Below are 25,575 nucleotides of genomic sequence, written 5' to 3' on the forward strand. Positions count from 1 at the left end.
CTAGATCATCTGTAATATGGCAAATTTTAAATACTCTGTCTCGGGCATCGTCAGGAAAATGGGATGGTCCCTGGCCTGAGATCTCAGTTCCACTAGCCGGACATTGCGGTTGGCACGCTTGGCCGCGCGGCGGAGAACTTCAAGAAAAAGCTCCCGCGTCACATGGTGGGAGCAGGAGGAACTGGCCAGAATCCCGCCTTTGGGGAGCGCGCTCAGAGCCAGGGCATTCAGTTTCTCATAGGCCTTCAAGGCCGCTGGCAGATGTTTCTTCGAACGGGCATACGCGGGAGGATCAACCGCAATTACATCGAAAGGTCCCCCGGGATTTTGTTTGGAAAGAAGCGCCACCGCATCCCCTTCGACACACGTGACGCGATCAGACACGTTGTTTAACTCGGCATTTTTCTGGGCCAACTCCAGCGCCGCGTGCGCGCTATCGACGAGAACTATTTCCCGTGCACCCGCCAGAGCCGCCGCTACGCCAAACCCGCCGGAGTAACAGAAAGCATCCAGGACCCGCTTCCCCCGACAATACGGTGCCAGAGCCTGACGGTTGTCCCGCTGGTCAAAATAAAAACCGGTCTTCTGCCCGCCGATCAAGTCGACCTGAAATTTTCCATTCTCGGTTTCAATCTGGACAGGACCCATCATCTCTCCGAACACAACCTTCGGGGGCTCCTGGGGCAATCCTTCCAGTTCGCGCAAAGCCGAGTCCGCACGCCAGATGATGACCCGGGGCTGGAACACCTTCCGGAGCGCCCCGACAAGGAGATTCCGGCATTGCTCCATCCCGGCCGCGACCGCCTGAACCACCAGATGATCGCCATAACGGTCGACCATCAGCCCGGGAAGACGATCGCTTTCACCGAAGACGGCACGATACGCGTGGCCGTTCGGATAGCATTTTTCGCGCCAGGTGAAGGCCTCGATCAAGCGCTTTTCAAAAAAACTTTCGTCAATATCTTCTTTTTGTGAGGTCAGAATCCGGAAAGCGATCAGCGAATGCGGATGGTAAAAACCACGTCCGATAAAACCAGCTCGGGAATGAACCAGGTCCGCCAGGGACCCGGGAGCAATGCCCGTTGGTGCCTGGGCCACTTCATTGGAAAAAGCCCACAAATGACCGCCCTGCAGGCGGCCTTCTTCCCGGGGTTTCAGGATGATCTGTGGATAGTCCAAGTTATCTTAAGGATGCGGATGCTCTGTTAAAGCTGCGCATCCACCCATTTGCGTACTTGCTGCTTGACGGTCAGGTAATTGGACTTGGTGAGAAGAAGGGTCTGCGTATCCACCAGCTTCTTCACCTGGTCGGAGAAAGGCTGAGCCGCGGGCCGGATCGTGGCCAGGACAGGCTTGGTCGAGGCCAGACATTCCAGAAGCGTCATGCGGAAGCGCTCCGACATCATTTCCATGGAACCAATCTCATCGATCACGATGAGGTCTTTGCTCATGAGCGCCAGCTTCAGCGCCGGAATTCCCACATTTTCAAGAGCGTTCAGATCCACGCCATATTTTCCGAGCTGATGAGGACTCTTCAGGTTTTTCGCGGCCAGGACGCGCTCCTGACCATCAAACGTGCGGATCATGAAGCCTCTCTGGATGCGGCCAGAGAGGATATGTTCGGTATAAAACCCTCCGATGCGGGCTCGCTTGGCCAGGGTGACTTCCCGCAAAAGCGTGGTTTTGCCCACCGCGCGCGTACCCGCGATGAAAAGATTTTTGCTCAAGGGATCTCCCATAGACGATGGATTTGGGGCAGAATTCGCACGTCCTTTAAACAATGACTCGCCTGGCCCCACCAGGACACCAACCGCGCCATCGGAATCGACTGGGCGGTTCCCCAATCGGTCGCCGGCTGCAGGATAAAAGGAATATCCCGCCGAACTCCCGCCACCAGATTCACGGCACGTAAGAACTCCGCTTCGGTTGTTTGACCGGTCAACACCATTTTGACAAAGATTTTGTCTCCGCCCACGTTTAGAAACCATCGATGCGCCTCCCAGAAATCATGCTCCGTCGCGCTGGGGGGTTTGATATCCATCGCCACCCAGTCGCAATGTCCGATTACACGTTCCAGAGCCTGCGGCAGAGTTCCGTTGGTCTCAAGGTACACGCGCCGTTGGCTCTTTTTAAGGAGCGGTAACAACTGTTCCAAAAAAGCGATTTGCAGCAAGGGCTCGCCGCCGGTCAACGAAACGACCGAACCTGGAACACCCTGATCGAGTTTCGCGATCCGCTCAATCAACTCCTGAAGAGTTACGGAGAATCCAGCTTTTTCCGGGATGCTTTCCGGCGTATCGCAATAATTGCAAACCAGATTGCAGCCGCCGAAACGCACAAACACCTGCGGCTCTCCGACCCGCAGCCCTTCTCCCTGCCGACTGGCAAAAACATCCAATATAAAACTCACAACCAGTAACGCGCCGCTGTCTGGGCTGTTTCCCAAACCGCTACCGAAACAAGCCGGGCCCCCCGTTCCCGCCAGCATTTAGCCAGTTCACGGGCGATGAATCGGGCCAGATTTTCCGCACTGGGATTGTCTCGGACAAACGGCGGATAGTTATTGAGATTGACATGGTCCATCGGTTTGATCACCGCATCCAAAGCGCGCTGCAGGACCACGAAATCTGTTAGATATTTTACTTTGTTTTGGAGCTTTTTTCCTCGGATAATCACCTCCACCTTAAAATCGTGAGGGTGGAGGGGTTCGGTGGCGCCATGATAATGCCGCAGGGCATGATCCGCCGTGAATCCAGATCGAACCAGAACGTCAAACATGTTTTAGACCCATGTTCCGATATCGACCCGTTTGACACCGGGAATCGGTTCGCCCAGAAAACGACGGCCGGTCCGCTCAAATTTCTCAGGAGCATCGCTGACATAAAACCGTCTGATTGCCGAATTGTTCGAAGACGCTTCCAAATGGTTTTCGTTCAACAGCTGACCCATCGCGCGGGCCGTCTCCTCAGCCGAATCAATCAGCGTGACGTGGGGTCCCGCGACCGAACTCAACAACCCTTTCAGTAAGGGGTAATGCGTACAACCCAGCACCAGCGTATCGATCTTGTTTTCCAGAAGCGGCAACAGATATTCCTTCACAATGTCTCGTGCCACCGGTTTGTCAATCCATCCCTCTTCCACCAGCGGCACGATCAGGGGGCACGCCTGGCCGAACACCTCGGCGTGCGGATCCAGATAATGGATGGCCTCGGAATAGGCCTGGCTCTCAATCGTGCCCTCGGTCCCGATCACGCCGATCCGCTTCGTTTGGGTCGCGGCCAATGCCGCTCGAGCCCCCGGCGCAATCACACCGATAATCGGAACCGTAAAACGCTGCCGCATCACCGGCAGGGCAAAGGCGCTGGCCGTGTTGCAGGCCACCACCAACATCTTCACGCGCTCCTGCATGAGAAATTGTCCGATCTCGGTCGAAAAACGGACGATGACATCCCGGGATTTTGAACCATAGGGAACCCGGGCCGTGTCACCGAAATACGTGATGGACTCCCGTGGCAGCTGCCGCATGACCTCGCGCAAAACCGTCAATCCCCCCACACCCGAGTCAAACATTCCGATCGGAAGGTCAGTCATTGTACTCATGAGTTGTTAGCGCCTTTCTTGACGTTTTCGTTCATCATAGACTCGAATACCAGTCACCAACGATTCAATCAGCCGCTGGCGGAACGAGGCTTTCTGCAATAATTTTGCTTCTTTTACGTTGGATAGAAAACCCGCTTCCACCAAAACCGCGGGCATTTCAGCTCCGCGCAAAACATAAAAACCGGCCTGCTTGACCCCCAGGCTGGGCTCAGACAACCTCTGGGCCGCCGCACGGGCGATCAGAGCTCCTAAAGAGGAGGATTCATTAATATAGGCCGTCTTAACCAGCGATCGGAGAACCGCGGCGACCTCCCGAGGGGAAGGCGTTTTACCTTCCAGGGCTAAGGGAGAGTTTTCCAGACGCGCCACCGCATCGGCATGAGGATCCGACGCGTTTTCCGATAGGAAATACACCTCAAACCCTTTCATGCGGGTGGAGAGCGACGCATTACAGTGCAAGGAGATAAACAAATCCGCGTTATGGCGATTGGCCAATTGGGCCCGTTCTTCAAGAGGAATAAAAGAGTCATCCGTACGGGTCATAAGAACCTCGTAATCCTCTTTCTCGCGTAAGGCATCGGACAGCTCCTGTGCCAAAATGAGATTAATCCTTTTTTCTTCAATCCCGCGAGCACTCACAGTTCCAGGATCTTTCCCCCCGTGCCCGGGATCAATGACGATGCGGCGAACGGCTTTGGCAGAACGCGCGGTTGTTTCAGGAACTGCGGGCTTGGGTGCAACAATTGGAGGAATCGGTTCAGGGGAGGCGACTGGCGCCGGTTTGGATGGAAGAGGAGTAGGGGCTTTGGGTTTCGATTTAGCCGCCACCGGAGCGACGGGCTTGGCCGTGGGAGGCCATTTCAATTTAATATGAGTTACGCGGTAAAACTCCGGTTGGGCGAAAAAGCTGACGGGGACCCAAAACCCTTCATCATTTTGAACGGTGGGCCGCTCCAGGCGGAAGCGCCGCCCATTAATGAACGCGGGCGATGCACCATAGAAAAACCGGACAACATCGCCGTGCAATAACAAATCAACATTCTTAGCTACGGGATGCCAATGCAGATGGCCATCAAACAAAACAGCGACCTGTGCGAGGGACACGTAGGAACACCTGTTAAATTCAGAAACTTTCAGAAAGGATTTCCAGATTGAAATGGAATGAGGAGGGGCGGGCGACTGGCGAATAACCGGGATCAGCTGCTGGTTTGTGGCGGCATGCATAGTCCCCAGAGGGCAAAGAAGAAAAAAACCGCTTATCCAGGCCCGGAGAAGCGGGTCAACCAAGGTGTTTCTCATGGAAGAGTAATTTTACCATTCCCGACGAACCTTCGGGAAGCCGTGAAGAGATTTACGCCGGGCGCTGACACGATAAAAGGCGGGTGGAGTGCCTTTTATGCCACACTCGCCACCCGCTCGTTAAGTGCCCGATAGAGACACGACACCTCGGCCTGACATTTAACGGGGATGTGTCCGTGGCGCGGATGCCGATGACTCGTCCTTGATGATGGCAAAGACCCGCCGGTTCATTTGTTTTTCGGATTTGGTGAGATTGGTCGCACGCGCTGTGACCTGGCCGTACCCTTCTGCTTTCAAGCGATCTCCATCAATTCCGTACGCATCAATCAAGTACTGGCGAACGACATTTGCCCGGGCTTGAGCCAGCTCGAAATCCGCCGGCTTCCCACTCACCCCGTCGGAATGTCCGAAAATATCGGCCGTCGTTTTGGGATGGGCCTTCAGGTAATCCGCAAATTCCTTCAGGTCCCCGGCATACTTTTGAGAGAGGCGGGTGCTCCCGGCATCAAAAAGGATCAGGAGCCGTGTCCCATTTCGATCATTCACATTCCAGTTTTCATTCACGGATTGGTTCATGGCGTCAATCTTCGCCGCGCTATCAACGTTGGCATTCCCCCGAAGGTCTTCGCCCCAGATGCGCGAGGATACCAAGAGTATCAGAACCAGGATTTCAAAGGCGGCATATCGATTCATATTTTTTGCCTCTCTTACTCTTCCATTTCGCGTAAATAAAGTTGCAGGGGTGAATGACTATACTGATTCATGGGGTATCCTCCGATGGACTTGCCATGCGGATTTCTGGTGTTGGCGAGGCTTGAAACAGATGGTCTGACAGGACGAATTTCAGGCCCGCGCCCCAGATGGTTTCCTTATTCTGATAAAACTGGCCCTCGTAACGGGGCCCCATTTTGAACTGAACGAAATACGAGATGCCCCGCCCCTTTGAAAACGCATCGCCGGTTTTAAATCCGATCTGCGAGATCCAAGTCACATCCCAATTGGAGCGCTCCCATGCTTGGACATCGTTGGCCCAGTAGGAATGCCAAAAGCTTTTCTCGGAGGTGTTGAAATAGAGTTCACTCCCCCCCTGGATGGCCTTGCGGCCGCTCCAATTGGGTTTGGTATGGATAGCTTGCTGGTATCCACCGTAGAACCGCAGTGCCTTATAGACTTGCACGGATAGAGTCTCCCGCCAGGCCTCCCATGAATTGCTTTGGCCTACCAAATTGTTCTCGCGCAGGTAATCGTCCCCTAAATGCGAACTGTCGTGGTAGAACATCGAACGCAAGGAAAACCACTTGATGCGCAGATCCAATGGCACATTGCCGTAAAAATCGACGACCTGCAAATTGTGTGAGGAAGTCGCATCAAAACGCGTATTAATGGCCCCTCCCACATTCAGCTGCAGAACCCCCACATCATCGAGCGCCCAACGGTATAGTCCTAAATAGTCGCCGATATCGATCCGGGCAATCGCTGTGTGCGAAACGGGAAAACCGAGTTGAAACCCGAAATGGGGCTCAGCGGGATCGGCTTGAAGTGGCGAGAAGAGCTCATGGGCGGTTGGAAAACTTTGCGTTTCATATCCGGCTGCAGAGAAACATGGAATCGTAAGTACAAGGGCTAGGAGAACAAATCGAAAGTTCCTCAAGCTACTCCTATTCATACGGGCTTACGTCCTTGAATAATCCGAATCGCCATCACCACCAGGGCAACAACAAGCAAGAGATGGATGACCCCTCCCAACGTATAGGAAGTGACGAACCCGAGAACCCAAAGAATCAGCAAAACAACAAAGATTGCCCATAGCATAAAAACCTCTTACATGGGTATATAGTAGGAGTAATTGATCCGGCTGTCTATATCGGAAGAGAGCTATTTTTCGCGTCTGTCATCCTATTAGGGGGAAGTGTAAGGGAAACATCCGTAACGCGCCTTAAATTCTTTCGATGCTGTTGACCAGCCGGGGCTCAGGGTAATAGTGCACGGTCACACGATCGCCGGGGCGCAATTCTAAAAAGTTGATTTGTCGATTATGATCGGTGATCGGTGTATTGGTATCCAGGAAAAACTCCATAGTTGTTCCTGCGGTGCCAATGACTGTGATCTTTTGCAGGACCACGTCAGAAGCGATGATGGTCCCGGTGATTTCATTCGACTGGACGATCGGACTTCCCTGCTTCAGCATTTGACCCTCATCCCGCGGCGTACCATAAGAACCCTCATATCCCGCCTGGACATAGCCTGAAGAGATCAGGAACAAACTCCCCCACATCATCATCCAGAATATGTTTCGCATGATGGCATTCCTCCTCATCCAGCCGAGAACGACGGCAGATACTATCCGGTGGGTTTCCACATATTATTTTACCATTTGCCGACGATGCAAAGCGGGTTTTACCGGCTCCCGGCGGGGAGGATTCTGCGGTTAGCCGAGTTCGATGGTGACGCGTTCGAGCTTGCCGTCCCGCAGGGCGCGGGCCAGGCTATCGGGAAGGAAATGGACTGGATAACGGGATTCTTCCCCGTTGACTTGAACCACCGTGAAAGCGACCGGTCGGACCGCGCCCGGACCAAACGTGTCCCGCCGCTTGGGGTTGTGATAGACCACCCAGCTCCGGTTAAACAGCCGGAAACCAAAGGACTGCGGCGGAAATCCATCCCGCTCTTTTTCACTAAAAAACCACCGGGGCAGCGTCGGTTCCGGCTGGAAATGAAGCTCGCCGTTCACCCACCGGAACGGCCAGCGTCCGAGCCCCATATGGAGCAGCATGCTGATCCACTCCGCGGTGGCGCCGGTCAACCGGGCGACAAATCCCATGCCGTGCACGCGTTGATCGCTGAAACGGCTGCTGGCGATAAAAGACGAATTTTCCAGAATGGACCGGCCATAGCGGTGAGGGTTCTGAAAGGCAACCAGGCCGTTGCGCAGATCCGAGAAGAATTCTTTGGCCAGGCCGCTACGCAGCGTTTCCAACAGGAACTTATACGCCATGTGCAGAAAAATCGATTCATTCTCGAGCCAACCCGGTGAAAAGATCTTATTGCGGCCGATCTCATAGGATTCCTTGTCGAGCGACACATTCAACCGATACATCTTCAATTTGCGATCAAACAACGCCGACGCGCGAACCGCCTGATAAATTTTGCGGGCCTGCTGCGGGCTGCGCACCACCCGCAATGCATGAACGGGACCTTCCAAAAAAGGACTGATCGGGATTTGTTTAAACGTCAGCGCCTTGACGTACTCGACGGGTTTCCCGTCATCCGGTACGGCAGTCGCCGGCAGCATCTTGTAGTCGACGACCTCGTTAATAAAATAGGTGGGACAGAGCCCGCGCTTCATCACCTTGGCCAGTCCGGTATCCAGAACAGAAGCCACCGCTGATAAAAGCGCCTCTATATCGCTGCGGCTCAGGGGCACCTCATTGCCGCTGACGCCGAAACGCACACGCTCACGAAACTGTTCCCGCAAGGACGCCAGTGTATCCCATGTTTTAAAAAAGTCGCCCGGCTGGACCAGGGTCAGCGCTTCACGAACCGCGTGAAGGAACTCCGCCACCTCCTCGGCGATGGCATGGGTTTCATTGTCGTCCAGAAATTCCGCCAGATGCTCCTGAAGAAATCGGACCCAGCGGCGCAACTCAAAGGCCTCACTGGTGGAGGACCCTATCAGCCCGGGCAACCCATTCAGCGCATCACACCATCCCGGTCTTTCGGCTTCCATTTCGATGCCGACACCGAAGGGATCCAGCGTCGCCGCTTTGATCCCGATGAGCCCCAGGATCTTGGCCAGAAGGGAGGTCTGGTAGATCCGGCCGGCTCCATACTGGGTCCGGACTTTAAAGGGATCGTCTTTGCGCTGATGCAACCGTTTGGTCTTCTCAGGATCCCGGACAACCGCACCCATTTGACGGATTTGCCTGTCCACGCGACGAACATATTTCTTGTGGCGGGGCTGCACCACATGATCATTGTCGTAATAGGTGAAATCCCGGCGTTCCACCAGAAGCCACCGCAGCCGGTCCGGATAAACCGCATAAAAACTCTCAAGAAAATCCAGGTTATAGGTCCAGTGATCCACCCAATAACCCTCTCCGTGCGCGGCATCCTGAATTTTCTCTGCCTGCGCCAGAATGTCGAGAAAATGCTCCTGAGCCCCCTGCCGGTTATCCTCTTCATGCGTTAAACGTTCGAAAAGCTCCCCGGGGCTGAATGGCTTGGTTAAAAAATGACGCCACCCGGGCCGGATCTTTGGCGGGAAACCCGCTTCAACGGCGTCTAACCGCTCCGAAGGGACATAGAATTTTTCAAACTGGATCATGAGCGGGTTATAGCCGTCCAGCTGGATCAGGTTAAAGAAGGTTTCGATATTGGTGGAATCGATCCCCTGGTACAGGAACGTCTCAGACCGGCGGTTTTGATTGACATCCCGATAATTGCCGGTCCCCTGGGAAAAATAGGTCGGCGACAGCTCAAAGAAGTTATAGTCCCGTTCCATATCCCCATGCTTGCGCGAGTAATAATGAAACACCTTGGGGCGCCCCGGGCCGGAGATCTGAAAGGGCTGTCCGCCGCGCAGCATATTATCCAGAAACGCCTGACGGCTGTACGCATCCAGAACGGGAAGGGCGGAATGAACTGAAAAGGTATCCATCAACCGGCGGATCAAGGCGGAGTTCTCCGTTCGCTTCTGCTCGGCGTAGCCGGAGGACGATCGAACCAGATCCTGAAAATTTTTCGCCTGTTCCCATCCATCGGCCTGACCGTAGTACGATTGAATCGTCGTGGACTGGCCGGGATGCAGCGTCATGGACGTCAGGCTGAGGGCGCAGGCAGACATCGATTCGGTCTGCATGAAGCCATTGGCCCTTCGATTCGACTGAAAAGCGATCGGATGCTGAAAACTGGTGTCCGAGCCGAAGACCTGAACCGGATCGACCAGAAGAGGCAATAGCTTCCCCTGGGACAACGAAAACGCAAAGAATCCCCCATGGATCCAGTGCACTTCAGGCTTGTCGGACGGTTCGGTTTTCAATTTAAAAAACGGCAGGCGATCGTCCGCATGGGTCACCTGGGCAAACGCCTCCATGGTGCGGGACATGTGCTTGCACAACCATTCATTCAACCCATAGGGAACGACGTGGGGCAGGCCGTCCAGCCAATCCCCTTTGATCACCCGGCGGCCGATGTTCTCGACATGGACCAAACGCACCAGAACCGGAAGCGTTTCATTCGGGACATTGAAATAGGTGACACGGATTCGCAAGCCCAGCGCGGGATTCGTTTCTTCTATTTCAATTTCCTCCGGCCGAATCCTCAAAAGTTGAAGGGGTTTTCCCGAAGCCGACATCTGGAAGGGTTCATAGATCACTTTGGACGGATGCGACCGGAAAAAGCTTCGAAAACCCAAGAGAGGCGTCGTGATATACGCCTTATTGGCGGGATAAAACTCCAGCATGGCCCCGCCTTATTACGGATCCCGAAACTGGAAAGGCACTGCCCCCGGTTGGTATAGAAAACCCACATCGGCTTGCCGTATTCGCCGGCGATTCCCGGCAGAAAGCTGGAAAAGGCGTGAGCCTGATTGTACTGCTCGATAACAAAGGAGTCCTTCTGAAAGGAAAATTTGGCGGGCATCGTTCGGCTATTGTATCAGAAAGTGTTTCCCAGGCAAAAAGTACCGTTTAGAAATAGCGGGTTAACGCGCGGACGAAACGGACGAGGCGTTGCTGAGTTCGGCGGAGCGGGCAGCGGAAGGGTTTTTCGTCCCGAGTTCTTCACACATCACACGCAGGACTTCGGCCACGGACCAGGCTTGAGCGGTGCAACCACGAGGGTCATGCGGCAAATCCCCATCAAAAATCTCTGAAATGGTCCCCAGGCCGCCTTCCCACAAATGCGTCAGGAGAAGCGCCAGGTGAGCCCGCAGGTGTGACTGGGTTTTGGCGGATTTGCCGTTGACCTTCTGGTAAGCGGTCAGGAACGGCCCGATCAGCCACGCCCAGACCGTTCCCTGGTGGTAAGCCGCGTCCCGGCTCCGGGGATCCCCGGTATAACGCGACGCATAACGCGGGTCCTTCGGATCAAGCGTGCGGAGCCCGAACGGCGTTAAAAGCCGCTCTTCGATCAGAGAAACGATGCGGGCGGCACGGTCCGGACTGACGCTTTCGAAAGGAAGGCTCACGGCAAATATCTGATTCGGACGCAGGCTGGTGTCGCGCTGCTCGCCGTTGATCACGTCGTAGAGATACCCCTCCTCCTCAAACCAGAACTGCCGGTTGATGGAAGTCCAGACTTTCTCGGCAAGCCCCACCCATGTTTTGGCCTGTTCTTTGTCTCCCAGACGTGTTCCGATTTGATCCATGATCCGAAGGGCGTTATACCAGAGCGCCTGAATTTCAATCGGTTTTCCGGTGCGGGGGGTCACCACCCAGTCGTTTATTTTGGCGTCCATCCAGGTGAGTTGGAGCCCGGGCTGGCCGGCATAAATCAGCCCATCCACATCCATGTGGATCTGATAATGCGTCCCGTTCTGGTAGTTCAGGAGAATCCCTTTCATTGCCTCCCACAGATGGTCGCGGACAAAATCAAAATCCCGTGTGTAGCGCAGAAAATGAAAAACCGCCAGAATAAACCACAAACTGGCATCGGCCGTATTGTATTCGGGGTTTCCGGAGGAGTCCGGAAAACGGTTCGGAACAAGCCCGTGATTCATCACCTGGGCATACGCCTGCAGGATGTCGCGCGCCGCCTGATAACGTTCCGTGACGAGCAGAAGTCCCGGCAGCGAGATGAAGGTGTCCCGACCCCAGTCTTCAAACCAGGGATAACCGGCGATGACGCTTTTCCCGGAAGCGCCTTCGGCGTCATCGATCTGTCGTTTCACCAAAAACTGATCGGCCGCCGAAACCAGGTGATGCGTCACATCGTCGGTCGCTTCCCATCCGGTCAGGAGCGCCCGCCGGCGGGCTCGTTCGGCGTTCAATAAATAGGTAGTATCAAAATAACCATCCCCTTCGGTCGTCGCGATCAGGACGGCTTCCTGATTTCCGCGCAACCGGTAGTGAAACGCACCAGCAGACCAGCAATCTTCACGGGATTCCAGCCCGCGCTCTTCTTCGCGGACGTAGGACACATCCCGGTACCAGTTGAACCCCGGAACAAATTCGTCCGCGTTATTATGAAAGTAAACGGTCGGGACACCGGGATAAGGCTGCAGCACGCACACCCCGTTCCGTTTTTCAACCTGAGGCTGGAGCGCGCTGTTTTCCTTATGAATGGCGTGAAAATCACGGACCGTCAACAGGGGCTGGACCACGAGCTCCGCGACCACACCGTCCTTATGCATGGTATAGGTAAGTATCGTCGTGTTCTGGCCATGGATCATCACCAGCGATTTTTCAAGGATCAGGGAGCCGAGCCGGTAGGTCCAGATCGGCCACGGGTCGATACGGAATCCGATCAGATTCTGGTCGCCGCGCGGATCCACCACTTTCGGGTACTGATGGCAGGAAAGATAATAACGGGTCCCGTTCAGAACCACCCACTCTTCCAGACCGTTGACCATCATCATCCGGCCGACCGGTGGGCGGGTGGCGGCCACTAAAAAACCATGGTAGCGGCGGGTGTTGCAGCAGAGAACGGTCGACGAAGCAAAACCGCCCAGCCCATTGGTTTCCAGCCACTCCTTGGACAGGGCGGTCTCAAAATCGCCGCAGGTATCTTTATCAAAAGCAATCATATCTGTCGTGAAGTTTACAAAAGTTTTTTCAGCGAGGCGATGTAAAGTTTAAATTAACGCAACGTTTTAGCCAGGAGCATGCGCAAGCCCGCGAGCATCAGAAGGCCTCCGAATAAACGCTGCAGCCAAAGCTCCGAAAGACGGGCGGCCAGTTTTCCACCCAGCCACCCCCCAACGATAAAACCGGCGCAGATGATAACGGCCGCGCGCAGGTCAACATTTCCATTCTTGTAGTATGTCCAGGCGGCCAGTATTCCGATGGGCGGGATCATCAGGGCCAGCGTCGTGCCCTGCGCCCGATGCTGGGTAAAGTGAAAGAAATAGGTCAGGGCCGGAACGATCAGGATCCCCCCACCGATGCCGATCAGCCCGCTGGCGATTCCGGCAACACCTCCGAGAAGCAGATACAGACTGACCATGTAATTATTTTACCTATTTGCTGATGGCGAAGGGGGTGTCCCAGCGCAAAACGGTCAAGTTTTTGCTGAATGAAACCACAGTCGTCATCCCCCGCGGTTGTTGGCGGGGGATCTCTCCGTCAATGATGGATCCTCCGCCAGTGGCTGCGGAGGATGACGACGTGAGTGACCGCGGGGATGACGTCAAGGGCGGCTTACGCATCGGATTATTTAGGTGAATGAAGTAAAATATAGATATGAAAGATGACTCCCTTTTACGGCAGACCCTGCAGGAAACGAAAATCCTGAGATCGCCTAAACACAACCTGGCGACTTTCGGAACGACGACGTTTCATTATGTGCTTTTATCTTCGGTGACCGATCCCTCGGAAACCTGCCGCCTTCGCGAAGGCGATGTCACCGCCCAGCGGCCCAAAATCCTCACCCCGGACCTCTGGCAGAAACGGTTCGAAGGCTTCGGCCAAGACCAGGACGCCTACCGCCGGCAGATGGAGCGCCTCTACGGAGAAGCCCTGCGCGCGCTGGAATACACGTTCCGCAACGAGATCCGGAGCACCTCGCTGGAAAAAAGCCGGGTTACCGAACTGATCGAGCGGGTCTCTCAAGCCATGGCACGGGAGGATAAACCCCGCACCGCGCTGCTCCAGGGACCAGATGAGACCTGGGGGCTTTCCATCATGAAATTCATTATCGACATGAGCCTGCGCTCTTTCCCCGTAAATGTCCGTGAACTGGAGGAACACGGCCTCTTTAACCCCGCCCGGCGCGAAGAAGAAAAACAGCGACAGGCCATCGAGCGTCTTTTCAAGGAAGCGCGGCAGGACGTATCTCGCCTTCCCTCGTTGGCCGCGTTTCTGAAGCAGTCTGGGCTTTTTGCGGAATACGAAGACCGGTTTTTTTCGCTGATCCCGAATCAACCCTTATGACGATCTACACCAAAACCGGCGATGACGGCACCACCGGCCTGCTCGGAAACGCGCGCATCCGCAAAGATACGCCGCGCATACGGGCCTGCGGATCCGTCGATGAAACCAACGCCGCTCTGGGCGTGATTCTGGCCCATCTCACCTCCGATTCTCAATTTGTCCGCGGATGGATGGAGGCCATCCAGAGCGACCTGTTTATTATCGGCGCCATTCTCGCGACAGCCCCCTCCGACAAGAGCCGCCATGCGGTCCTGGCCGAATCCCAGATTCAGGCGTTGGAAACGCACATCGACAAAATGGAAAAAGACCTGCCTCCGCTGAAAAACTTTATTCTGCCGCAGGGAACACCGGCGGCAGCTTTCGCGTACCTGGCGCGGGCTGTGGCGCGGCGCGCGGAAAGAGACGTTGTGGCCCTAGCCGTCGGAGAAACGGTCGCGCCAACAGTGATTCCCTATTTAAACCGCCTGTCGGATTTTCTGTTTGTTCTGGCGCGCTGGATCAACAACCGGGAAAGCGGGGCCGAAACCGCGTGGATCAATCCGTCCGGCACGGCCCTCTCCCCCCAGGACATGACAGGGGACCGATTGAACGCCACCCTGCAGAAACTGGAAGCGGAAAAAGAACGGCGCAAAACGCTCTTTGAGAAGGCGTCGTCGGATATCCAGAAGAAAAAAGAAATTGCGGACAAACTGTTCCAGCAGAATGTTGATCAGATCAATAAAGACGGCGGGAAAGTCGAAAAACCGCTCCGGGACATGGACCTGGACTAAATTTTTATCGCCTGCGGAGCCGAACCATCCGAGGGGAAAGCCACCAGAGTTTTGGTATTCAACGGGGTCCATGTTTGAGAGAGCGCGGGCAACGGTTCCGAACAAACGACAACGCGGGGACCCACCTGGGCCGCAAAAAGCGAGTATATTTCCCCGCGCTCATCGGGAGATTCATTTTTGGCGAGTTGGCCGTCCCCCACATCCCGGTAAGCCCACAACGTCCTTCCGTCACTCATCAGAAAATTCAAAGAACTGAAGACGAGGTTCGAACGATGATTCTGGAGCGTGGCTGCCAGCGCCTGGGTCGTATTCAAAGCGCTCGCGACATGCTCGAGCATCCACAACCCGAATCGTTCGCTGTCCGATCCCCCCTGCAGTCGCGCCTCCTGCAGCGGAAGTTCCGGCGCATTAAAGAGTTCCCCGTCGTGAGCAAAAACCCAGTCCCGGCAATGAAACGGCTGGGTCTTGCCGATCTCACGGGTTTCGTCAGGCGATTTTCGAAAATGAGCGATAAGCACCGGGCTCTGCGTTTTCACCGTGCGTTCCACCGCACGGTCAAACGCTTCCCGGTTTTCGCCCGCGGATTCCGCCTGGCGGCCGAAATACACCGCCCGTCGGGCGCTGTATCCGGAAATGCCCCACCCGTCAGGATTCCCTTCCTGGCAAAGCGAATAGAAAACGGACAGCACGTCGCGGCCCGGGAGCGGCGCTCCCACAAGGCCCAACAAACGGCTCATCTACGATTCCTCCTGTAACTTAAGTAACAGGTGCCTTGTAATCCGTCAACGGAAAAATACATTGAATTTTCGGGCTATTCTGGGCACCCTTAACCATGCGCACGGTCCTTTGGCTTCCTTTATTGCTGTGCACCACACTGGCCTGCGGATCAGAACCTCTCCGCCGGCCAGCCCAGATGGTTTCCGACTACCACGGCACGTTTCCAGACGCTTTTACGCAGCAATTCGATCGAGTACGTCTTCTGACCCGCCAAGCTCAACTGGAAGTGTCTTCGCGGCTGGGGCTCTTTCAATACCAGGAAGGATTCCATTACCCTATCCGCATTCGCTTCGAGGATAACGCACCGGCAGGTCTTGAAAATACGCTCGCCTTCGTGCGGCTGATGCAGAACAGCCAGGGAGAGTTCAGTCAGGAACTGGTCGTCAATTTAAACGAAACTCGCCAGGGTGCCATGGATTTTGACCAGGTATTTTTTCATGAGATGACACATGCCGTTCTAAACGATGCTGTGGGCGGCGAAGCCAGCCTGAAAATTCCGCATTGGATTCAGGAAGGACTGGCGCAGTATGTGTCGAACGAGGGCGAACCCCGGCTTCGAAAAGCCACCGCCGGGCTGACCCGGCTGACGGTGCATGTGCTTCTGTGCGACCTGAACGGTCCTTACAGCAGCCGGGCCTACCCGCAGTATTACCTCGCTATCAAATACCTTTATGAAAAATACACTAGCAACGCGATTCAAGCTCTCGTACGCATGCTGATTGACGGCAAACCCTGCCGAGAAGCGCTCCAGGAAACGACCGGCGTCCCCTGGGAGCGGTTCCAGCAGGACCTTCACGACTACAGCCTGAACACCCTCAAGGACATCGTCGGCCCACGCTATTAAAAAATACTTTGGCGGCAGACGCCGGAGGACCGCTCACTCCGCTGCGGGACCCCGGCCAGGAGCTGGCCGTCGCTCGGGGGATCGGCCTCTCGGCCCTCCAAAACAACGGTCGGGACCTCGATGGCTGGCCTCCCCCCCTCACTGATCCCGCAAGTCGTTCGCTTGTCTCCCGCCGCCTGCCGCCCATGATTCCTGTTGCAACATTACCCAACAGAGGTAGGAGATATAAACTCAGGCAGCTGTTTTGAAGGATGAGTTCTTGCGGGGTTGGAAGGTCAGGTCAATGCCTAGAGCCGTCAGCAGTTTGGTGACGCTGAACCACTCGGGGTTTCCATTTTTGGAGAGCATGACATACAGATGCCGACGATCGAGTTTTACCGTACGAGAAATATGAGACATGCCCGAATGCGCATCAATAACATCCTTCAGCGCAAGCAGGAAAACGCGTTTATCGGCATCCTGGTAGGCGGCACGAAGGTAGCCGGCCGCCTGAACCGGGTCCTTTAAAGATTCCTGTAATTCCTTTTCATAACTACGGGCGCGCTTCATACGTTTGATCTCCGAAAATCTTCCCAATAGTTTTTTGCCAGTCCGATGTCTTTCCGGGCCTGAGTACTTTTGTCTCCCCCGCAGAGCAGCACGATGAGCGTGTTGCGCCATTCAGCAAAATAGACCCGGTAACCGGGCCCAACATAAAACTTCAGTTCCCAAATTCCGTCCCCGACGGCACCGCATCGGCCCATAAGCCCAAGACGGACGCGCGCCAAACGGGCCCGCAGAGCATCCACAAAGACCGGATGTTTGAGTGAGTCTCTCCATTCCAGAAAAGGGCACGTTCCATCCTCTTTTTCGTAATAGATGATTTGTCGCGGTGTCGGTTCCAGGCCATCTTCCTTTCAAATTGTGTGTTATAAACGACAACTCGTCAAGTCGTTTCTGTTCTACTAATTTAGAGCACTGAACCATCCAAATATTCATTTCCTCGGTGCTATAATCACTTTATTGGGGCTGAATAGGTTCGACAGGATTGGACGGAGCGGACAGTCGCAGGCCCTGGTTGGTCGAATCCAGGTAAAAAGTCGGCCAAAACACAACTGGCGAATACGCCCTCGCTGCCTAAACAACAGCGTGCCCTCGGCTTTTAAGCTGAGGCGCTCTCTCCGGCCCCGCCTGTGGGCGGAGTCAGAGCGTCATCATGCAGGCTAGGATCGGTTCTCTCGCCCTGAAGAGCTGATCCGAAATCCAGCAGGGCTAGTTCTTACGAAGGCCGTTCTCAGCCTGAGTAAGGTCGAAACCTAAAAGGGGACTAAGCTTGTAGGGACCCCGCTAGGCTAATCTTGGACCCGGGTGCAATTCCCGGCAGCTCCACCACTTCAATAGAAAAGCCGGCACTTCTTCGTCAGAGGAGGTGTCGGCTTTGCTTTTGGACCAACTTAAAAAGGAGGGTAAATCCTACCGATGGGGCGGGACGTACGCGGAAGGAATTCTGCTGATGTATTTTTGTACCAGAGAGTTGATATCCGTTGGATACGTTCCTGCGTTGTCGCTGTAATAAATGCTGAGGGCGGAACGGAGCGCTCCAAGGTTGCCTTTGGTCACTCCCTCCTGTGCTTTAGAAACCATATCGGCAAACCGCGGAATCGCGATCGCGCAAAGAATGGAGATGATCGCGACCACGATCATGAGTTCAATTAATGTGAATCCGGACTGGCAGGGTCTCTGACAACCGTGGAATCCATCGAAACGAGTTAGTCTAATATCCAAGCTTTCCCTTTCCGGTCGGGATGACCGCAGTTGACACCGATATGTCCGAATCGAGGATCAGCGGGATCGTTATAGTAAACCCAACCTCCGGTGTCATCCATAAAGCCGTAATTACCCGCTTCATTAACCACTTGACTGGATGCTATATGACCAGGGTTGGTACGGCAGCGGTTCGGATAAGTGTAGTAGGGAGGGGTTTCGGGAGCGCAATCATTAAACCGAATGATGCATCCATCCCCCATCCGGATATCGTATTCACAGGCCATCGAACTCCGGCTGAAAAGACCCAGGAGGCTCAGTACCCCTACAACAAAGACAATCCTGTTTTTATCCATGGCCGTGATCCTCCTTCGAAAGGGTTGCTACCTTAATCAACAACTCTACTATTGTATACCCCCAAAATAGGAGTCAGTCAACGGGGGTACTGCTTATCGTTACAATCACAAAGTAGCTGTATAAATCAACGTGTTTTATCGTCTTACTTTTTCAAGATCCGAGGCCTTCATAACTGCTATTACGCCTTTGCGCATTCGATTGTCGCCGCTCCACGGACCGCCGTTTTCATCATAGGGGATCTCCGCAACGGTATCCGGGGAAACAAGATATCGGGTGCGAGAAGAACGCTGTCCTTTTAAATAGCGAGTGGGAAAGACTTTCTCTTCTATTTCACTGCGAGTCATACCCGGCCGGATCTGCGAAGACCAATCATTGTCGGGTGGGTATGAATTCTTAGGATGCCGTCTTTGATAAGCCCCCCATAAACCGCTCAAGATACCGGCCGCCAGCATCGCGATAAGAATGAGGCGTTGAAGCCATGTGGTGTTCTCCAGAGTCCCCAAAAGCGTCGAATCATCCAGTTTCTCCGGCAAAGGCGTTTCCTCGGAAACGGAAGGGACGTCTGTAACTTCAGGAGCGGATGGGTTGTCTTCCGATGGCCTGGCAGAAACCATAAATAACCCTATTTTTTGAAGCTCCGCGGCCAACGCGTGAGTGTCCTCCGCCGCCAGGTTTCCCTGGACAGTCTTCCCCTGCAGATCCATCGCTGTGTAATGAAATTCGGTCATTCCAAGATCTCCTCGTTAAGATTAGCCCACATGAGAGATGATGTCAAGGAAACCGCAACAGCACCGCGCTCTATTTCAGTTGAGACAAAACAGCCTGCAGTTCGGCGCTGTGCGTGGCTGGGGTGACGGAGCGGTTGATGTAGACCAGCCGGCCTGCTTTGTCGATGATAAAGCTCTGGCGGCTGGCGAATAAAAGCCCCCCCGCGCCGTAGGCTTTGGCGATGGATTTGTCGGTGTCCGAGAGCAGCAGGAAGGGCAGCCGGTACTTCTCGATGAATTTCCGGTGAGATTCGATGGAGTCGAAGCTGATGCCGAAGACCGTGGCCTTGAGGGTGCGGAACGCGGCGAAATCGTCACGCAGGCCGCAGGCTTCCTTAGTGCATCCAGGAGTATCGTCTTTGGGGTAAAAGTAGAGGACGATCGGCGCACGGTTTAACCACTCTTCCAGATGGACCTGGGAACCATCGCTCGCCGGAGCCGTAAACTCCGGCGCCAGGGATCCCACCTTCAGTTCCGCTGCTCCTGCTTTTGAAAAAACCATGAGAACCACCCCCAGCACGATCCCGATCTTGCCCATATTTCAGTTTAGCACTTCAGAAGCTTACGGGGCTCTTATTTCTTATGGCATAAAACCTCATCACATTCTCACATTGGGTCACCCCTTTGATTGTTAATCTCTGAAACCTTGGATGTAAGGTAATTTTTCTTCGGGCGGTTTCGGTTTTTTCTTAAGATCCTCGACGTCTCGAATCAGCAGTCGAATGTCGGTGTCATGCACCGAGACTTTCCCCTCCAGTTTTTCGACCCTTCAAGCAACGCTTTGATGCGCCAGGATGGCATGGCGCAATTTCACGAAGGCCCTCATGATCGCGATGTTCACTTGAACGGCTCGTTCGCTTTGAAGAACGCTCGATAACATGGCAATGCCTTGTTCAGTAAAGGCAAGCACCCGCTTCGAATATTTCAGAGTGTGCGTTCTTCCAGAGGATATCCCAATTTGGGATATCCTCATAATTTCGTAGCGACTGAGCTCGAACATAAAGTCCAGAGGGAATCTATCCCGGTTGCGCATGACAGCCCAGTTCAGAATGCGGGGTTCAACTCCATAAAGGTCAGCCAAATCCGAATCCAACATCACCTACTGTCCCCTAATCCGGTAGATGCGGCTCTGCACGTTCGGCGTTTTTGTTGCGAGGGGGTGCTGCCCTGCGCAGGAGCGCGACGTGAGGCCTGCGGCTTGGGAGCGAGGGCGGGTCAGCCGAGGGCTGTCTGAGGCGCCAGACTTCTGGCGCCGAGTTCCGCAGGCTGCTCGAGCGGACAAGACGGAGCTGTCAGGCCGGTTGGAGCGCTCTAGCGCAGGGCGGCACACCGAGTGGACAACCGCCACCGCGCCAATTACATCAGGAGATACTGGGAGTTATTTCGAGCTTTTGACGGCAGGATTCGCAATCGACAGACACCACAAAAAGAAGCTGCTGACGATTCCACCGGTCAAGCAACCGGAAATCAGCGCTCCGCCCAGACGAAACCAGGTCGGGAACTGATGAAACTGGACCGGGAATTGGATCAGGCTGCCAATCATCTGCGTCAGGGATCCAACGATCGCGCCCAAAGAGAAACACCGTCCAAAATCATACGGTTGATGGAAGTACGTCGTACGCCGGGCCAGGAAAACCGACACAGCCCACAACAGCCCGCCTCCGACCAACGTCGCGAGCCAATTTGTTTCAATCATCCAACCCAGCAACACCAACGGATGCGTTTGGGCGAAGAGTGGTATACCTTTTATCCGCAGAAGTATCCAAAGAATGACATGCCCAAGAACGAAATAGGTCAGCCAAAAAACAAAAGACCAGAATTTCGAAAAGCGCATGTTAAATGGCAACCGTTTCTAGTTTAGTGATGTCGGCGCCGAAGACGGGCACCATACCGAGGTAAACGGTGCTGTCCCGGTGGATCCAGCTGTGGGTGCCCCGCTCGTCCTGGAAGAGAATCTCATAACCGTCACCGTCCCGGTAATCCGTCTCCAGAACGATCGCGACATGATTAATGCGGGACCGACTGTCCCGGAAGAAAAGAAGATTTCCCGGCTGCACCATCGCCAGCGGCACGGTCGCTCGGAGGGTTTTAGCGTGATACGCCCAGCGCCGGGCCGATCCATAGGTCGTATAGCGCTTGCCGGTCATGAGATACAGTCCGTAACGCGCGAACGCCGCGCAGTGACGGTGCCGCCCGTTATAGGGATTGTTTATCCGAAGAACATCCGGAGAGAGGGCGACCGCATTCACCCCCGGCTTATCCGCCCCGGCGAGCCGCGAAGCGCTGATCGTAAAAATAAGCGAGCCACTGAGGAGAATCCGTCCGGCTTTTTGAATGATCGATATTCTCATGGGATTTCGCGCTCCATCATACCAAAGTAAGTTTTGCCCCTAAACGGACTCTTCGCTTGTTGATCAAAGGACGGATCGCGCCGAGAAGCAGTAAGGCGGCTCCAAACGTACAAACGACGGTGGCCCCTGTGGGCGTATCGAAGCCGTAAGACGCGTAGATCCCGATCAGGCTGACCAGCGTCCCCATGGTCCATCCGAAGGCGAGGCGCGGCCCGACGCGGTCAAAGAAGAGCATGGCCCCAACCGCCGGCACAATTAAGAAAGAAAATACCAGCAGCACCCCGGCGATGGCCACCGACGACGTCACCACAAACCCGAAGGTGCCGTAGAAGAGAAAATCCCACAACCGGCCCTGGTATCCCGTCTCCTCGGCGGTGTCGTGATGGGTGGAAATGGCGAGAAACGGCTTGCGCCAGATCCAATGCAGCAGGCCGACGAAGGCATAGACGACCGCGATTTTGACCACCTCCAAAGGGGTGACCGCCAGCAGATTGCCGACCAGGATGTATTTGATATGTTCGCCGCCTTCCGGAAGACGGTCCATCACCAGGACCGCGGCGGCCGCGCTGACCGCGTAGACAATCCCGATAAAGGCCTCCTGCGGCACTTTGCCGCGCTGCATGCGCACGAAGGCAAAGATGGCGGCACCCAACAGCGTGAAGCCCAGCGATGTGACGTAGGTGGTCTGGCTGTGGAGATCAAATCCCGACAAGAGCGCGATGGTGGCTCCCAGCGATGCGATCTGGGCCAGGGACAGATCGACAAAAATAACACCGCGCTCAACCACGTGAAGCCCCAGGTAAGCATGAATACCGGTAAGCACCAGGCAGGCCAGCGCCGGCCACAAAAGGATCTGGATAATTTCAGGCATCAGGATTTACCTCCGAGCGTGTTCTTGATTAGATTCAGATCGTAATCAAAAAGGTCAAAGTACGTTTTGATCGACTGGACGCCTCCCACCGATGGCGGAAACAGGAGCATCCGGGCGCCGGTATCGGCCACGATCTTCTGCGGGAGCTTCTCGTCGAAATAGGGCTCGATCAGGAGGAGCGGAATTTTTTCGCGCTTGACTTGATTGATCAAGTTCTGCACGTGGACCGGAGAAGGCGGGATGCCGGGTTTGGGCTCCACATGATTGACGATGTCCAGCCCGAACGTCTCCGCGAAGTTGGGCCAGGAGTTGTGGTAGGTGATGACCCGGGTCCCCTTGAAGGAATCCGCCAGGCGGTGCCACTCTATTTCTTTCTCGGTCAGACGGTTTTCAAAGACCTTCAGATTCTCCGCATACACCGCACGGTTCGCCGGATCGAGTTCACTCAGCTTGCCGGCGATATGCCGGGCGATCACGCGCCCGTTCTCCGGGTCTGTCCAGTAATGCGGATTGCCAAAGGGATGAACATCCCCCATCGACCGGTCCACCGTGCCGGCGGACTTCTGCAGAACATCGCAGCCTTCGGAGGCATCCAGAAAACCCGGATTGCCGGGAAGAATTTTCGTATTGCGGGCATTCTGCAGAAGCGGCGGCAGCCATCCGGTTTCCAATTCCAGCCCCACCACCATCAACAGATCCGCCCGATTCAGTTTGAGAAGGTAACTCGGCTTGGGATCGACAAAATGCGGGTCCTGATACCCCTTGGCGATCGCTTGAACATCGATATGGTCCCGGCCGATCTCGCTGGCGAGCGCGGCCAGATCCTGGGTTGTAGTCACCACCTGCAGTTTGGCGGAGGCGAGCGACGGTCCGAGCGAAAGAGCCAGTAAACAAATGAGTAATCGTTGAATGAATTTCATAATTGTTTCTCCCTTAAAAAGCATGGGCCCCGTGAGGGCCGATATTAAAGGTCACGCGCAACAACCCGAGGTCTTCCTTCAACCCGTCGGAGCGGTTCACATGACTGCCCTGCAGGCTCAGATGACTGAACTCCGTCGGGGAGTACGTGAGAAAGACGAGGCCCCCGTATTCATGGAGCGAGCTGTCCGTGGGGAACTGCGAATAATCGTAGCGCCCGCCAGCGGCCCAGCGCTGGGCAAACTGATACTGGAGCCAGCTCATGAGTCCGCGGCTGTCTTGGGTGTCGGACGTGCTGTTGTCATGCTTGTTCCAGAGCGCCTCGGTCTGCCAGATCAACGAACGGTAGATGGCGCGCGCCGGGTTCTTCCAGCGGAACGTGACATCGACCGAGTACAACTGGCTGTGAAGGGTGTTGGACGAATTCAGCGTAACCGGATCGAGCTGCTGACCGGAAGGGCCGTAGGCATAACTCCCGCCATAGGAAACGTTGGCCGCGTCCGTCAGGTCAAAGTAGCTGTTGAGCCGCGCGGTATAGAGCAGGTCTCTGCGCTGCGCGCGGTCAAAGGCCGGGCTGTCCGTGACCTCCGGAGGCCTGAGCGCCTCAAAATCCGCGTTGAGGTAAACCCAGGGATTGGGAATCAACCAGGACAAACCCGCGCCGGTGCCGGCGAGGCCGTCTTCGCCAAGGTAATTGCGCTCGACCAGGGGCCGTGTGGCGAAGGGCGTATCATGCGGATGCGTACGGTTAAACGGACCAAAATAGGATCTGAATTTCCCGCCGCGCAATCCCAAACCAGCCGGGAGATGAAACCACGTGACATACCCCTCTTCCAGTTCGGCATTGCCGTCCGAATCGAAGCTCAGAAAGAAATCTCCCCGCGCCCAGGGGTCGACGATGGCTTGAAAGGCGATTTCCGTTTCTTTCAGCTGAAGCGCCGGCTCGGCGTCATGCCCGGGGTCGTGCGGATGGCCTGCTTCGCTCTGGAACCAGCCGACCACGCTGAGATTGGGGTTCAAGATATTGGAACTCAGGAGAGCGCCGGACGTGCCGGCACTCGGCGGAGCAGCGGCTGCTCCGGACGGACTGCTCAGACCGGGCGGCTCAGACGTCTGGGCCGCGGCCAGGGATGGTCCAGCGGCCAACAGGATGCAGATCACAATAAACTTCCGATTCATAAGACCTCCTCATTTCAGAGAGAGATGCTCCGGACATCTAATGGAACAGCTTGTGTCTCAGAAGGAGAGGGCGGGAGGAGAAAGGCCGTGGGAAACGAAAACGAAGTGAACGTACGAAGAAGGGCCATCAATAAACAGGGAATCCGTAATCACAACTCCCGGAACGATCCGCTGCGCGACATCCGTTAAAGCGGGCGTCTGATGAGCGATTTTACAGACAACACAATTCGTTTCGGATTGGACCGCCGGGTGGCGGTGGCACATCTGCAGCGCGGAGGATCCGAGGAATACGGAAAGGATCAGCAACGGCAAAACCCGGGCGCACTTTTTCATTACGGAGGGATAATAGCCCGGATCAGCGGATCAAGTCAACTTTTGGGAGGAAAGAGGAGTTGCCGGACGTTTTTCACGAGGTCGTCCGGATCGAAGGGTTTGTCCATGTAATGGACGACATTGGGAACCAGTTTGAAAATCTCGCGCGAACTGCCTTTGGCCGTCAGAACTAAAATTGGAATCCGGCGCATCTCCGGGTCTTTGAAAAGCGCTCCGCTCACGCAGAAGCCGTCCATCCCGGGCATCATCACATCCAGAATAATCAGGTCGGGCCACTCCTCACGGGCCATCTCAATCCCGGACTGGCCGTCGCGCGCCACGCTCACGGTGTGCCCCTCCTTCACCAGGAGGAAGCCCAGCATCCTCAGAATATTGGGGTCATCGTCTATGATCAGAATCTTAGCCATGAGTCACCTCTCCAGCAGAGATACCTTAATAATCTTCAGATTTCAATGGGAATATTGCAAAGGGAAAGCCCGCTTCTGTGCCCAACTGGACTTGACCGCCACACGTCGGGCGGTCACCCGCCTGGTTTGTGGCGGGTGAACCAGTAACCTCAACTTTCGTGCCTTGAACGGTGACCAAAAGAGAAGCCCGCTACTGTGCCCAACTGGACTTGAACCAGTAACCTCAACCTTCGCAGGGTTGCGCTCTATCCAATTGAGCTATGGGCACAG

The 25,575-nt window shown here is 55.1% G+C and carries 31 protein-coding genes, 1 tRNA gene and 1 other RNA gene; 4 read left to right on the plus strand and 29 right to left on the minus strand.

The annotated features are described in order from the left end of the window. The 13 genes from WC859_08870 to WC859_08930 all read right to left on the minus strand — a co-directional run bounded on the left by WC859_08870 (nt 1) and on the right by WC859_08930 (nt 13,062). The gene (locus WC859_08870; GenBank protein MFA5976257.1) at nt 1–1,179 is read right to left on the minus strand and encodes a class I SAM-dependent rRNA methyltransferase; all 1,179 of its coding nucleotides are present in this window, start codon (nt 1,177–1,179) and stop codon (nt 1–3) included. 26 nt (nt 1,180–1,205) lie between these two features. Continuing rightward, a complete protein-coding gene (locus WC859_08875; GenBank protein MFA5976258.1) occupies nt 1,206–1,727 on the minus strand; it encodes a nucleoside-triphosphatase in 522 nt (173 codons plus the stop codon). Further along, nucleotides 1,724–2,410, minus strand: a complete 687-nt coding sequence (locus WC859_08880; GenBank protein ID MFA5976259.1) for a 7-carboxy-7-deazaguanine synthase QueE — start codon at nt 2,408–2,410, stop codon at nt 1,724–1,726. Before WC859_08880 ends, WC859_08875 begins: the two co-directional genes overlap by 4 nt. Further along, nucleotides 2,407–2,778: a 6-carboxytetrahydropterin synthase gene (locus WC859_08885; GenBank protein ID MFA5976260.1), complete on the minus strand. Its 372-nt coding sequence runs from the start codon at nt 2,776–2,778 to the stop codon at nt 2,407–2,409. Before WC859_08885 ends, WC859_08880 begins: the two co-directional genes overlap by 4 nt. 3 nt (nt 2,779–2,781) lie before the next feature. Next, complete coding sequence (gene murI / locus WC859_08890) at nt 2,782–3,600, minus strand: glutamate racemase (protein MFA5976261.1); 819 nt, start codon at nt 3,598–3,600, stop codon at nt 2,782–2,784. A gap of 6 nt (nt 3,601–3,606) precedes the next feature. Beyond that, entirely contained in the window at nt 3,607–4,899 is a 1,293-nt protein-coding gene (locus WC859_08895; GenBank protein MFA5976262.1) for an N-acetylmuramoyl-L-alanine amidase, read from the minus strand. Nucleotides 4,900–5,058: 159 nt separating this feature from the next. After that, nucleotides 5,059–5,592 carry an OmpA family protein gene (locus tag WC859_08900; GenBank protein ID MFA5976263.1) on the minus strand — a complete coding sequence of 178 codons (534 nt, stop codon included), beginning with the start codon at nt 5,590–5,592 and terminating at the stop codon, nt 5,059–5,061. A 67-nt stretch (nt 5,593–5,659) separates the two neighbouring features. Continuing rightward, entirely contained in the window at nt 5,660–6,550 is an 891-nt protein-coding gene (locus WC859_08905; protein MFA5976264.1) for a DUF1207 domain-containing protein, read from the minus strand. 11 nt (nt 6,551–6,561) lie between these two features. Next, nucleotides 6,562–6,711, minus strand: a complete 150-nt coding sequence (locus tag WC859_08910; protein MFA5976265.1) for a lmo0937 family membrane protein — start codon at nt 6,709–6,711, stop codon at nt 6,562–6,564. A 124-nt stretch (nt 6,712–6,835) separates the two neighbouring features. Next, on the minus strand, nt 6,836–7,198 hold the full coding sequence (locus WC859_08915) for a hypothetical protein (GenBank protein MFA5976266.1): 363 nt from the start codon (nt 7,196–7,198) through the stop codon (nt 6,836–6,838). A gap of 129 nt (nt 7,199–7,327) precedes the next feature. Further along, nucleotides 7,328–10,360 (minus strand): hypothetical protein, encoded by a 3,033-nt coding sequence (locus WC859_08920; GenBank protein ID MFA5976267.1) that lies wholly within the window; start codon nt 10,358–10,360, stop codon nt 7,328–7,330. A gap of 240 nt (nt 10,361–10,600) precedes the next feature. Further along, nucleotides 10,601–12,643 carry an amylo-alpha-1,6-glucosidase gene (locus WC859_08925; GenBank protein MFA5976268.1) on the minus strand — a complete coding sequence of 681 codons (2,043 nt, stop codon included), beginning with the start codon at nt 12,641–12,643 and terminating at the stop codon, nt 10,601–10,603. Nucleotides 12,644–12,696: 53 nt separating this feature from the next. Then, complete coding sequence (locus tag WC859_08930) at nt 12,697–13,062, minus strand: sulfite exporter TauE/SafE family protein (protein ID MFA5976269.1); 366 nt, start codon at nt 13,060–13,062, stop codon at nt 12,697–12,699. A 236-nt stretch (nt 13,063–13,298) separates the two neighbouring features. Between WC859_08930 and WC859_08935 the strand changes: the two genes are divergently transcribed. Together WC859_08935 and WC859_08940 are read left to right on the plus strand one after the other, a co-directional pair. Beyond that, complete coding sequence (locus WC859_08935) at nt 13,299–13,988, plus strand: hypothetical protein (GenBank protein ID MFA5976270.1); 690 nt, start codon at nt 13,299–13,301, stop codon at nt 13,986–13,988. After that, on the plus strand, nt 13,985–14,758 hold the full coding sequence (locus tag WC859_08940; GenBank protein ID MFA5976271.1) for a cob(I)yrinic acid a,c-diamide adenosyltransferase: 774 nt from the start codon (nt 13,985–13,987) through the stop codon (nt 14,756–14,758). The genes WC859_08935 and WC859_08940 overlap by 4 nt, the downstream gene beginning before the upstream one ends. Here the strand turns inward: WC859_08940 and WC859_08945 are convergent. After that, entirely contained in the window at nt 14,755–15,495 is a 741-nt protein-coding gene (locus tag WC859_08945) for a class II glutamine amidotransferase (GenBank protein ID MFA5976272.1), read from the minus strand. The genes WC859_08940 and WC859_08945 overlap by 4 nt on opposite strands. A 95-nt stretch (nt 15,496–15,590) precedes the next feature. Between WC859_08945 and WC859_08950 the strand changes: the two genes are divergently transcribed. Continuing rightward, a complete protein-coding gene (locus WC859_08950; GenBank protein ID MFA5976273.1) occupies nt 15,591–16,379 on the plus strand; it encodes a hypothetical protein in 789 nt (262 codons plus the stop codon). Nucleotides 16,380–16,610: 231 nt separating this feature from the next. Here the strand turns inward: WC859_08950 and WC859_08955 are convergent, their stop codons facing one another. Together WC859_08955 and WC859_08960 are read right to left on the minus strand one after the other, a co-directional pair. Further along, the gene (locus WC859_08955) at nt 16,611–16,928 is read right to left on the minus strand and encodes a transcriptional regulator (GenBank protein MFA5976274.1); all 318 of its coding nucleotides are present in this window, start codon (nt 16,926–16,928) and stop codon (nt 16,611–16,613) included. Further along, on the minus strand, nt 16,925–17,263 hold the full coding sequence (locus WC859_08960; GenBank protein MFA5976275.1) for a type II toxin-antitoxin system RelE/ParE family toxin: 339 nt from the start codon (nt 17,261–17,263) through the stop codon (nt 16,925–16,927). The genes WC859_08955 and WC859_08960 overlap by 4 nt, the downstream gene beginning before the upstream one ends. 120 nt (nt 17,264–17,383) lie before the next feature. Between WC859_08960 and ssrA the strand changes: the two genes are divergently transcribed. Continuing rightward, nucleotides 17,384–17,750, plus strand: a transfer-messenger RNA (tmRNA) gene (ssrA, locus tag WC859_08965). An 81-nt stretch (nt 17,751–17,831) separates the two neighbouring features. Here the strand turns inward: ssrA and WC859_08970 are convergent. The 13 genes from WC859_08970 to WC859_09030 all read right to left on the minus strand — a co-directional run bounded on the left by WC859_08970 (nt 17,832) and on the right by WC859_09030 (nt 25,573). Then, the gene (locus WC859_08970; GenBank protein ID MFA5976276.1) at nt 17,832–18,143 is read right to left on the minus strand and encodes a type II secretion system protein; all 312 of its coding nucleotides are present in this window, start codon (nt 18,141–18,143) and stop codon (nt 17,832–17,834) included. Beyond that, nucleotides 18,128–18,478, minus strand: a complete 351-nt coding sequence (locus WC859_08975) for a hypothetical protein (GenBank protein MFA5976277.1) — start codon at nt 18,476–18,478, stop codon at nt 18,128–18,130. The genes WC859_08970 and WC859_08975 overlap by 16 nt, the downstream gene beginning before the upstream one ends. Before the next feature lie 135 nt (nt 18,479–18,613). Next, nucleotides 18,614–19,126 carry a hypothetical protein gene (locus tag WC859_08980; GenBank protein MFA5976278.1) on the minus strand — a complete coding sequence of 171 codons (513 nt, stop codon included), beginning with the start codon at nt 19,124–19,126 and terminating at the stop codon, nt 18,614–18,616. Nucleotides 19,127–19,277: 151 nt separating this feature from the next. Then, on the minus strand, nt 19,278–19,784 hold the full coding sequence (locus WC859_08985; GenBank protein ID MFA5976279.1) for a peroxiredoxin: 507 nt from the start codon (nt 19,782–19,784) through the stop codon (nt 19,278–19,280). Nucleotides 19,785–20,015: 231 nt separating this feature from the next. Continuing rightward, nucleotides 20,016–20,342 carry an ORF6N domain-containing protein gene (locus tag WC859_08990; protein MFA5976280.1) on the minus strand — a complete coding sequence of 109 codons (327 nt, stop codon included), beginning with the start codon at nt 20,340–20,342 and terminating at the stop codon, nt 20,016–20,018. Between the two features lie 282 nt (nt 20,343–20,624). After that, nucleotides 20,625–20,942, minus strand: coding sequence for a hypothetical protein (locus WC859_08995; GenBank protein MFA5976281.1), 318 nt, complete (start codon nt 20,940–20,942; stop codon nt 20,625–20,627). A 139-nt stretch (nt 20,943–21,081) separates the two neighbouring features. Further along, nucleotides 21,082–21,597 (minus strand): CHAP domain-containing protein, encoded by a 516-nt coding sequence (locus WC859_09000; protein MFA5976282.1) that lies wholly within the window; start codon nt 21,595–21,597, stop codon nt 21,082–21,084. A 16-nt stretch (nt 21,598–21,613) separates the two neighbouring features. Next, the gene (locus WC859_09005; protein MFA5976283.1) at nt 21,614–22,468 is read right to left on the minus strand and encodes an iron chelate uptake ABC transporter family permease subunit; all 855 of its coding nucleotides are present in this window, start codon (nt 22,466–22,468) and stop codon (nt 21,614–21,616) included. After that, nucleotides 22,468–23,388, minus strand: coding sequence for a metal ABC transporter substrate-binding protein (locus tag WC859_09010; protein MFA5976284.1), 921 nt, complete (start codon nt 23,386–23,388; stop codon nt 22,468–22,470). The genes WC859_09005 and WC859_09010 overlap by 1 nt, the downstream gene beginning before the upstream one ends. Nucleotides 23,389–23,401: 13 nt before the next feature. After that, complete coding sequence (locus WC859_09015) at nt 23,402–24,565, minus strand: hypothetical protein (GenBank protein MFA5976285.1); 1,164 nt, start codon at nt 24,563–24,565, stop codon at nt 23,402–23,404. Between the two features lie 57 nt (nt 24,566–24,622). Next, on the minus strand, nt 24,623–24,898 hold the full coding sequence (locus WC859_09020; GenBank protein ID MFA5976286.1) for a hypothetical protein: 276 nt from the start codon (nt 24,896–24,898) through the stop codon (nt 24,623–24,625). Nucleotides 24,899–24,933: 35 nt separating this feature from the next. After that, nucleotides 24,934–25,305, minus strand: a complete 372-nt coding sequence (locus WC859_09025; protein MFA5976287.1) for a response regulator — start codon at nt 25,303–25,305, stop codon at nt 24,934–24,936. 194 nt (nt 25,306–25,499) lie between these two features. Further along, nucleotides 25,500–25,573, minus strand: a tRNA-Arg gene (locus WC859_09030). Nucleotides 25,574–25,575 lie beyond the last annotated feature (2 nt).

Source organism: Elusimicrobiota bacterium (assembly GCA_041660185.1).
Classification (GTDB): domain Bacteria; phylum Elusimicrobiota; class Elusimicrobia; order 2-01-FULL-59-12; family 2-01-FULL-59-12; genus JBAZWU01.

What these genes read in the sequence shown, in the direction of transcription:
- WC859_08885 (MFA5976260.1), bottom strand. Translation starts at nt 2,778, where the DNA reads ATGTTTGACGTTCTGGTTCGATCTGGATTCACGGCGGATCATGCCCTG.
- murI (MFA5976261.1), bottom strand. Translation starts at nt 3,600, where the DNA reads ATGAGTACAATGACTGACCTTCCGATCGGAATGTTTGACTCGGGTGTG.
- WC859_08895 (MFA5976262.1), bottom strand. Translation starts at nt 4,899, where the DNA reads ATGAGAAACACCTTGGTTGACCCGCTTCTCCGGGCCTGGATAAGCGGT.
- WC859_08900 (MFA5976263.1), bottom strand. Translation starts at nt 5,592, where the DNA reads ATGAATCGATATGCCGCCTTTGAAATCCTGGTTCTGATACTCTTGGTA.
- WC859_08910 (MFA5976265.1), bottom strand. Translation starts at nt 6,711, where the DNA reads ATGCTATGGGCAATCTTTGTTGTTTTGCTGATTCTTTGGGTTCTCGGG.
- WC859_08915 (MFA5976266.1), bottom strand. Translation starts at nt 7,198, where the DNA reads ATGCGAAACATATTCTGGATGATGATGTGGGGGAGTTTGTTCCTGATC.
- WC859_08920 (MFA5976267.1), bottom strand. Translation starts at nt 10,360, where the DNA reads ATGCTGGAGTTTTATCCCGCCAATAAGGCGTATATCACGACGCCTCTC.
- WC859_08925 (MFA5976268.1), bottom strand. Translation starts at nt 12,643, where the DNA reads ATGATTGCTTTTGATAAAGATACCTGCGGCGATTTTGAGACCGCCCTG.
- WC859_08930 (MFA5976269.1), bottom strand. Translation starts at nt 13,062, where the DNA reads ATGGTCAGTCTGTATCTGCTTCTCGGAGGTGTTGCCGGAATCGCCAGC.
- WC859_08935 (MFA5976270.1), top strand. Translation starts at nt 13,299, where the DNA reads ATGAAAGATGACTCCCTTTTACGGCAGACCCTGCAGGAAACGAAAATC.
- WC859_08940 (MFA5976271.1), top strand. Translation starts at nt 13,985, where the DNA reads ATGACGATCTACACCAAAACCGGCGATGACGGCACCACCGGCCTGCTC.
- WC859_08945 (MFA5976272.1), bottom strand. Translation starts at nt 15,495, where the DNA reads ATGAGCCGTTTGTTGGGCCTTGTGGGAGCGCCGCTCCCGGGCCGCGAC.
- WC859_08950 (MFA5976273.1), top strand. Translation starts at nt 15,591, where the DNA reads ATGCGCACGGTCCTTTGGCTTCCTTTATTGCTGTGCACCACACTGGCC.
- WC859_08955 (MFA5976274.1), bottom strand. Translation starts at nt 16,928, where the DNA reads ATGAAGCGCGCCCGTAGTTATGAAAAGGAATTACAGGAATCTTTAAAG.
- WC859_08975 (MFA5976277.1), bottom strand. Translation starts at nt 18,478, where the DNA reads ATGGATAAAAACAGGATTGTCTTTGTTGTAGGGGTACTGAGCCTCCTG.
- WC859_08985 (MFA5976279.1), bottom strand. Translation starts at nt 19,784, where the DNA reads ATGGGCAAGATCGGGATCGTGCTGGGGGTGGTTCTCATGGTTTTTTCA.
- WC859_08990 (MFA5976280.1), bottom strand. Translation starts at nt 20,342, where the DNA reads ATGTTGGATTCGGATTTGGCTGACCTTTATGGAGTTGAACCCCGCATT.
- WC859_08995 (MFA5976281.1), bottom strand. Translation starts at nt 20,942, where the DNA reads ATGATTGAAACAAATTGGCTCGCGACGTTGGTCGGAGGCGGGCTGTTG.
- WC859_09000 (MFA5976282.1), bottom strand. Translation starts at nt 21,597, where the DNA reads ATGAGAATATCGATCATTCAAAAAGCCGGACGGATTCTCCTCAGTGGC.
- WC859_09005 (MFA5976283.1), bottom strand. Translation starts at nt 22,468, where the DNA reads ATGCCTGAAATTATCCAGATCCTTTTGTGGCCGGCGCTGGCCTGCCTG.
- WC859_09010 (MFA5976284.1), bottom strand. Translation starts at nt 23,388, where the DNA reads ATGAAATTCATTCAACGATTACTCATTTGTTTACTGGCTCTTTCGCTC.
- WC859_09015 (MFA5976285.1), bottom strand. Translation starts at nt 24,565, where the DNA reads ATGAATCGGAAGTTTATTGTGATCTGCATCCTGTTGGCCGCTGGACCA.
- WC859_09020 (MFA5976286.1), bottom strand. Translation starts at nt 24,898, where the DNA reads ATGAAAAAGTGCGCCCGGGTTTTGCCGTTGCTGATCCTTTCCGTATTC.
- WC859_09025 (MFA5976287.1), bottom strand. Translation starts at nt 25,305, where the DNA reads ATGGCTAAGATTCTGATCATAGACGATGACCCCAATATTCTGAGGATG.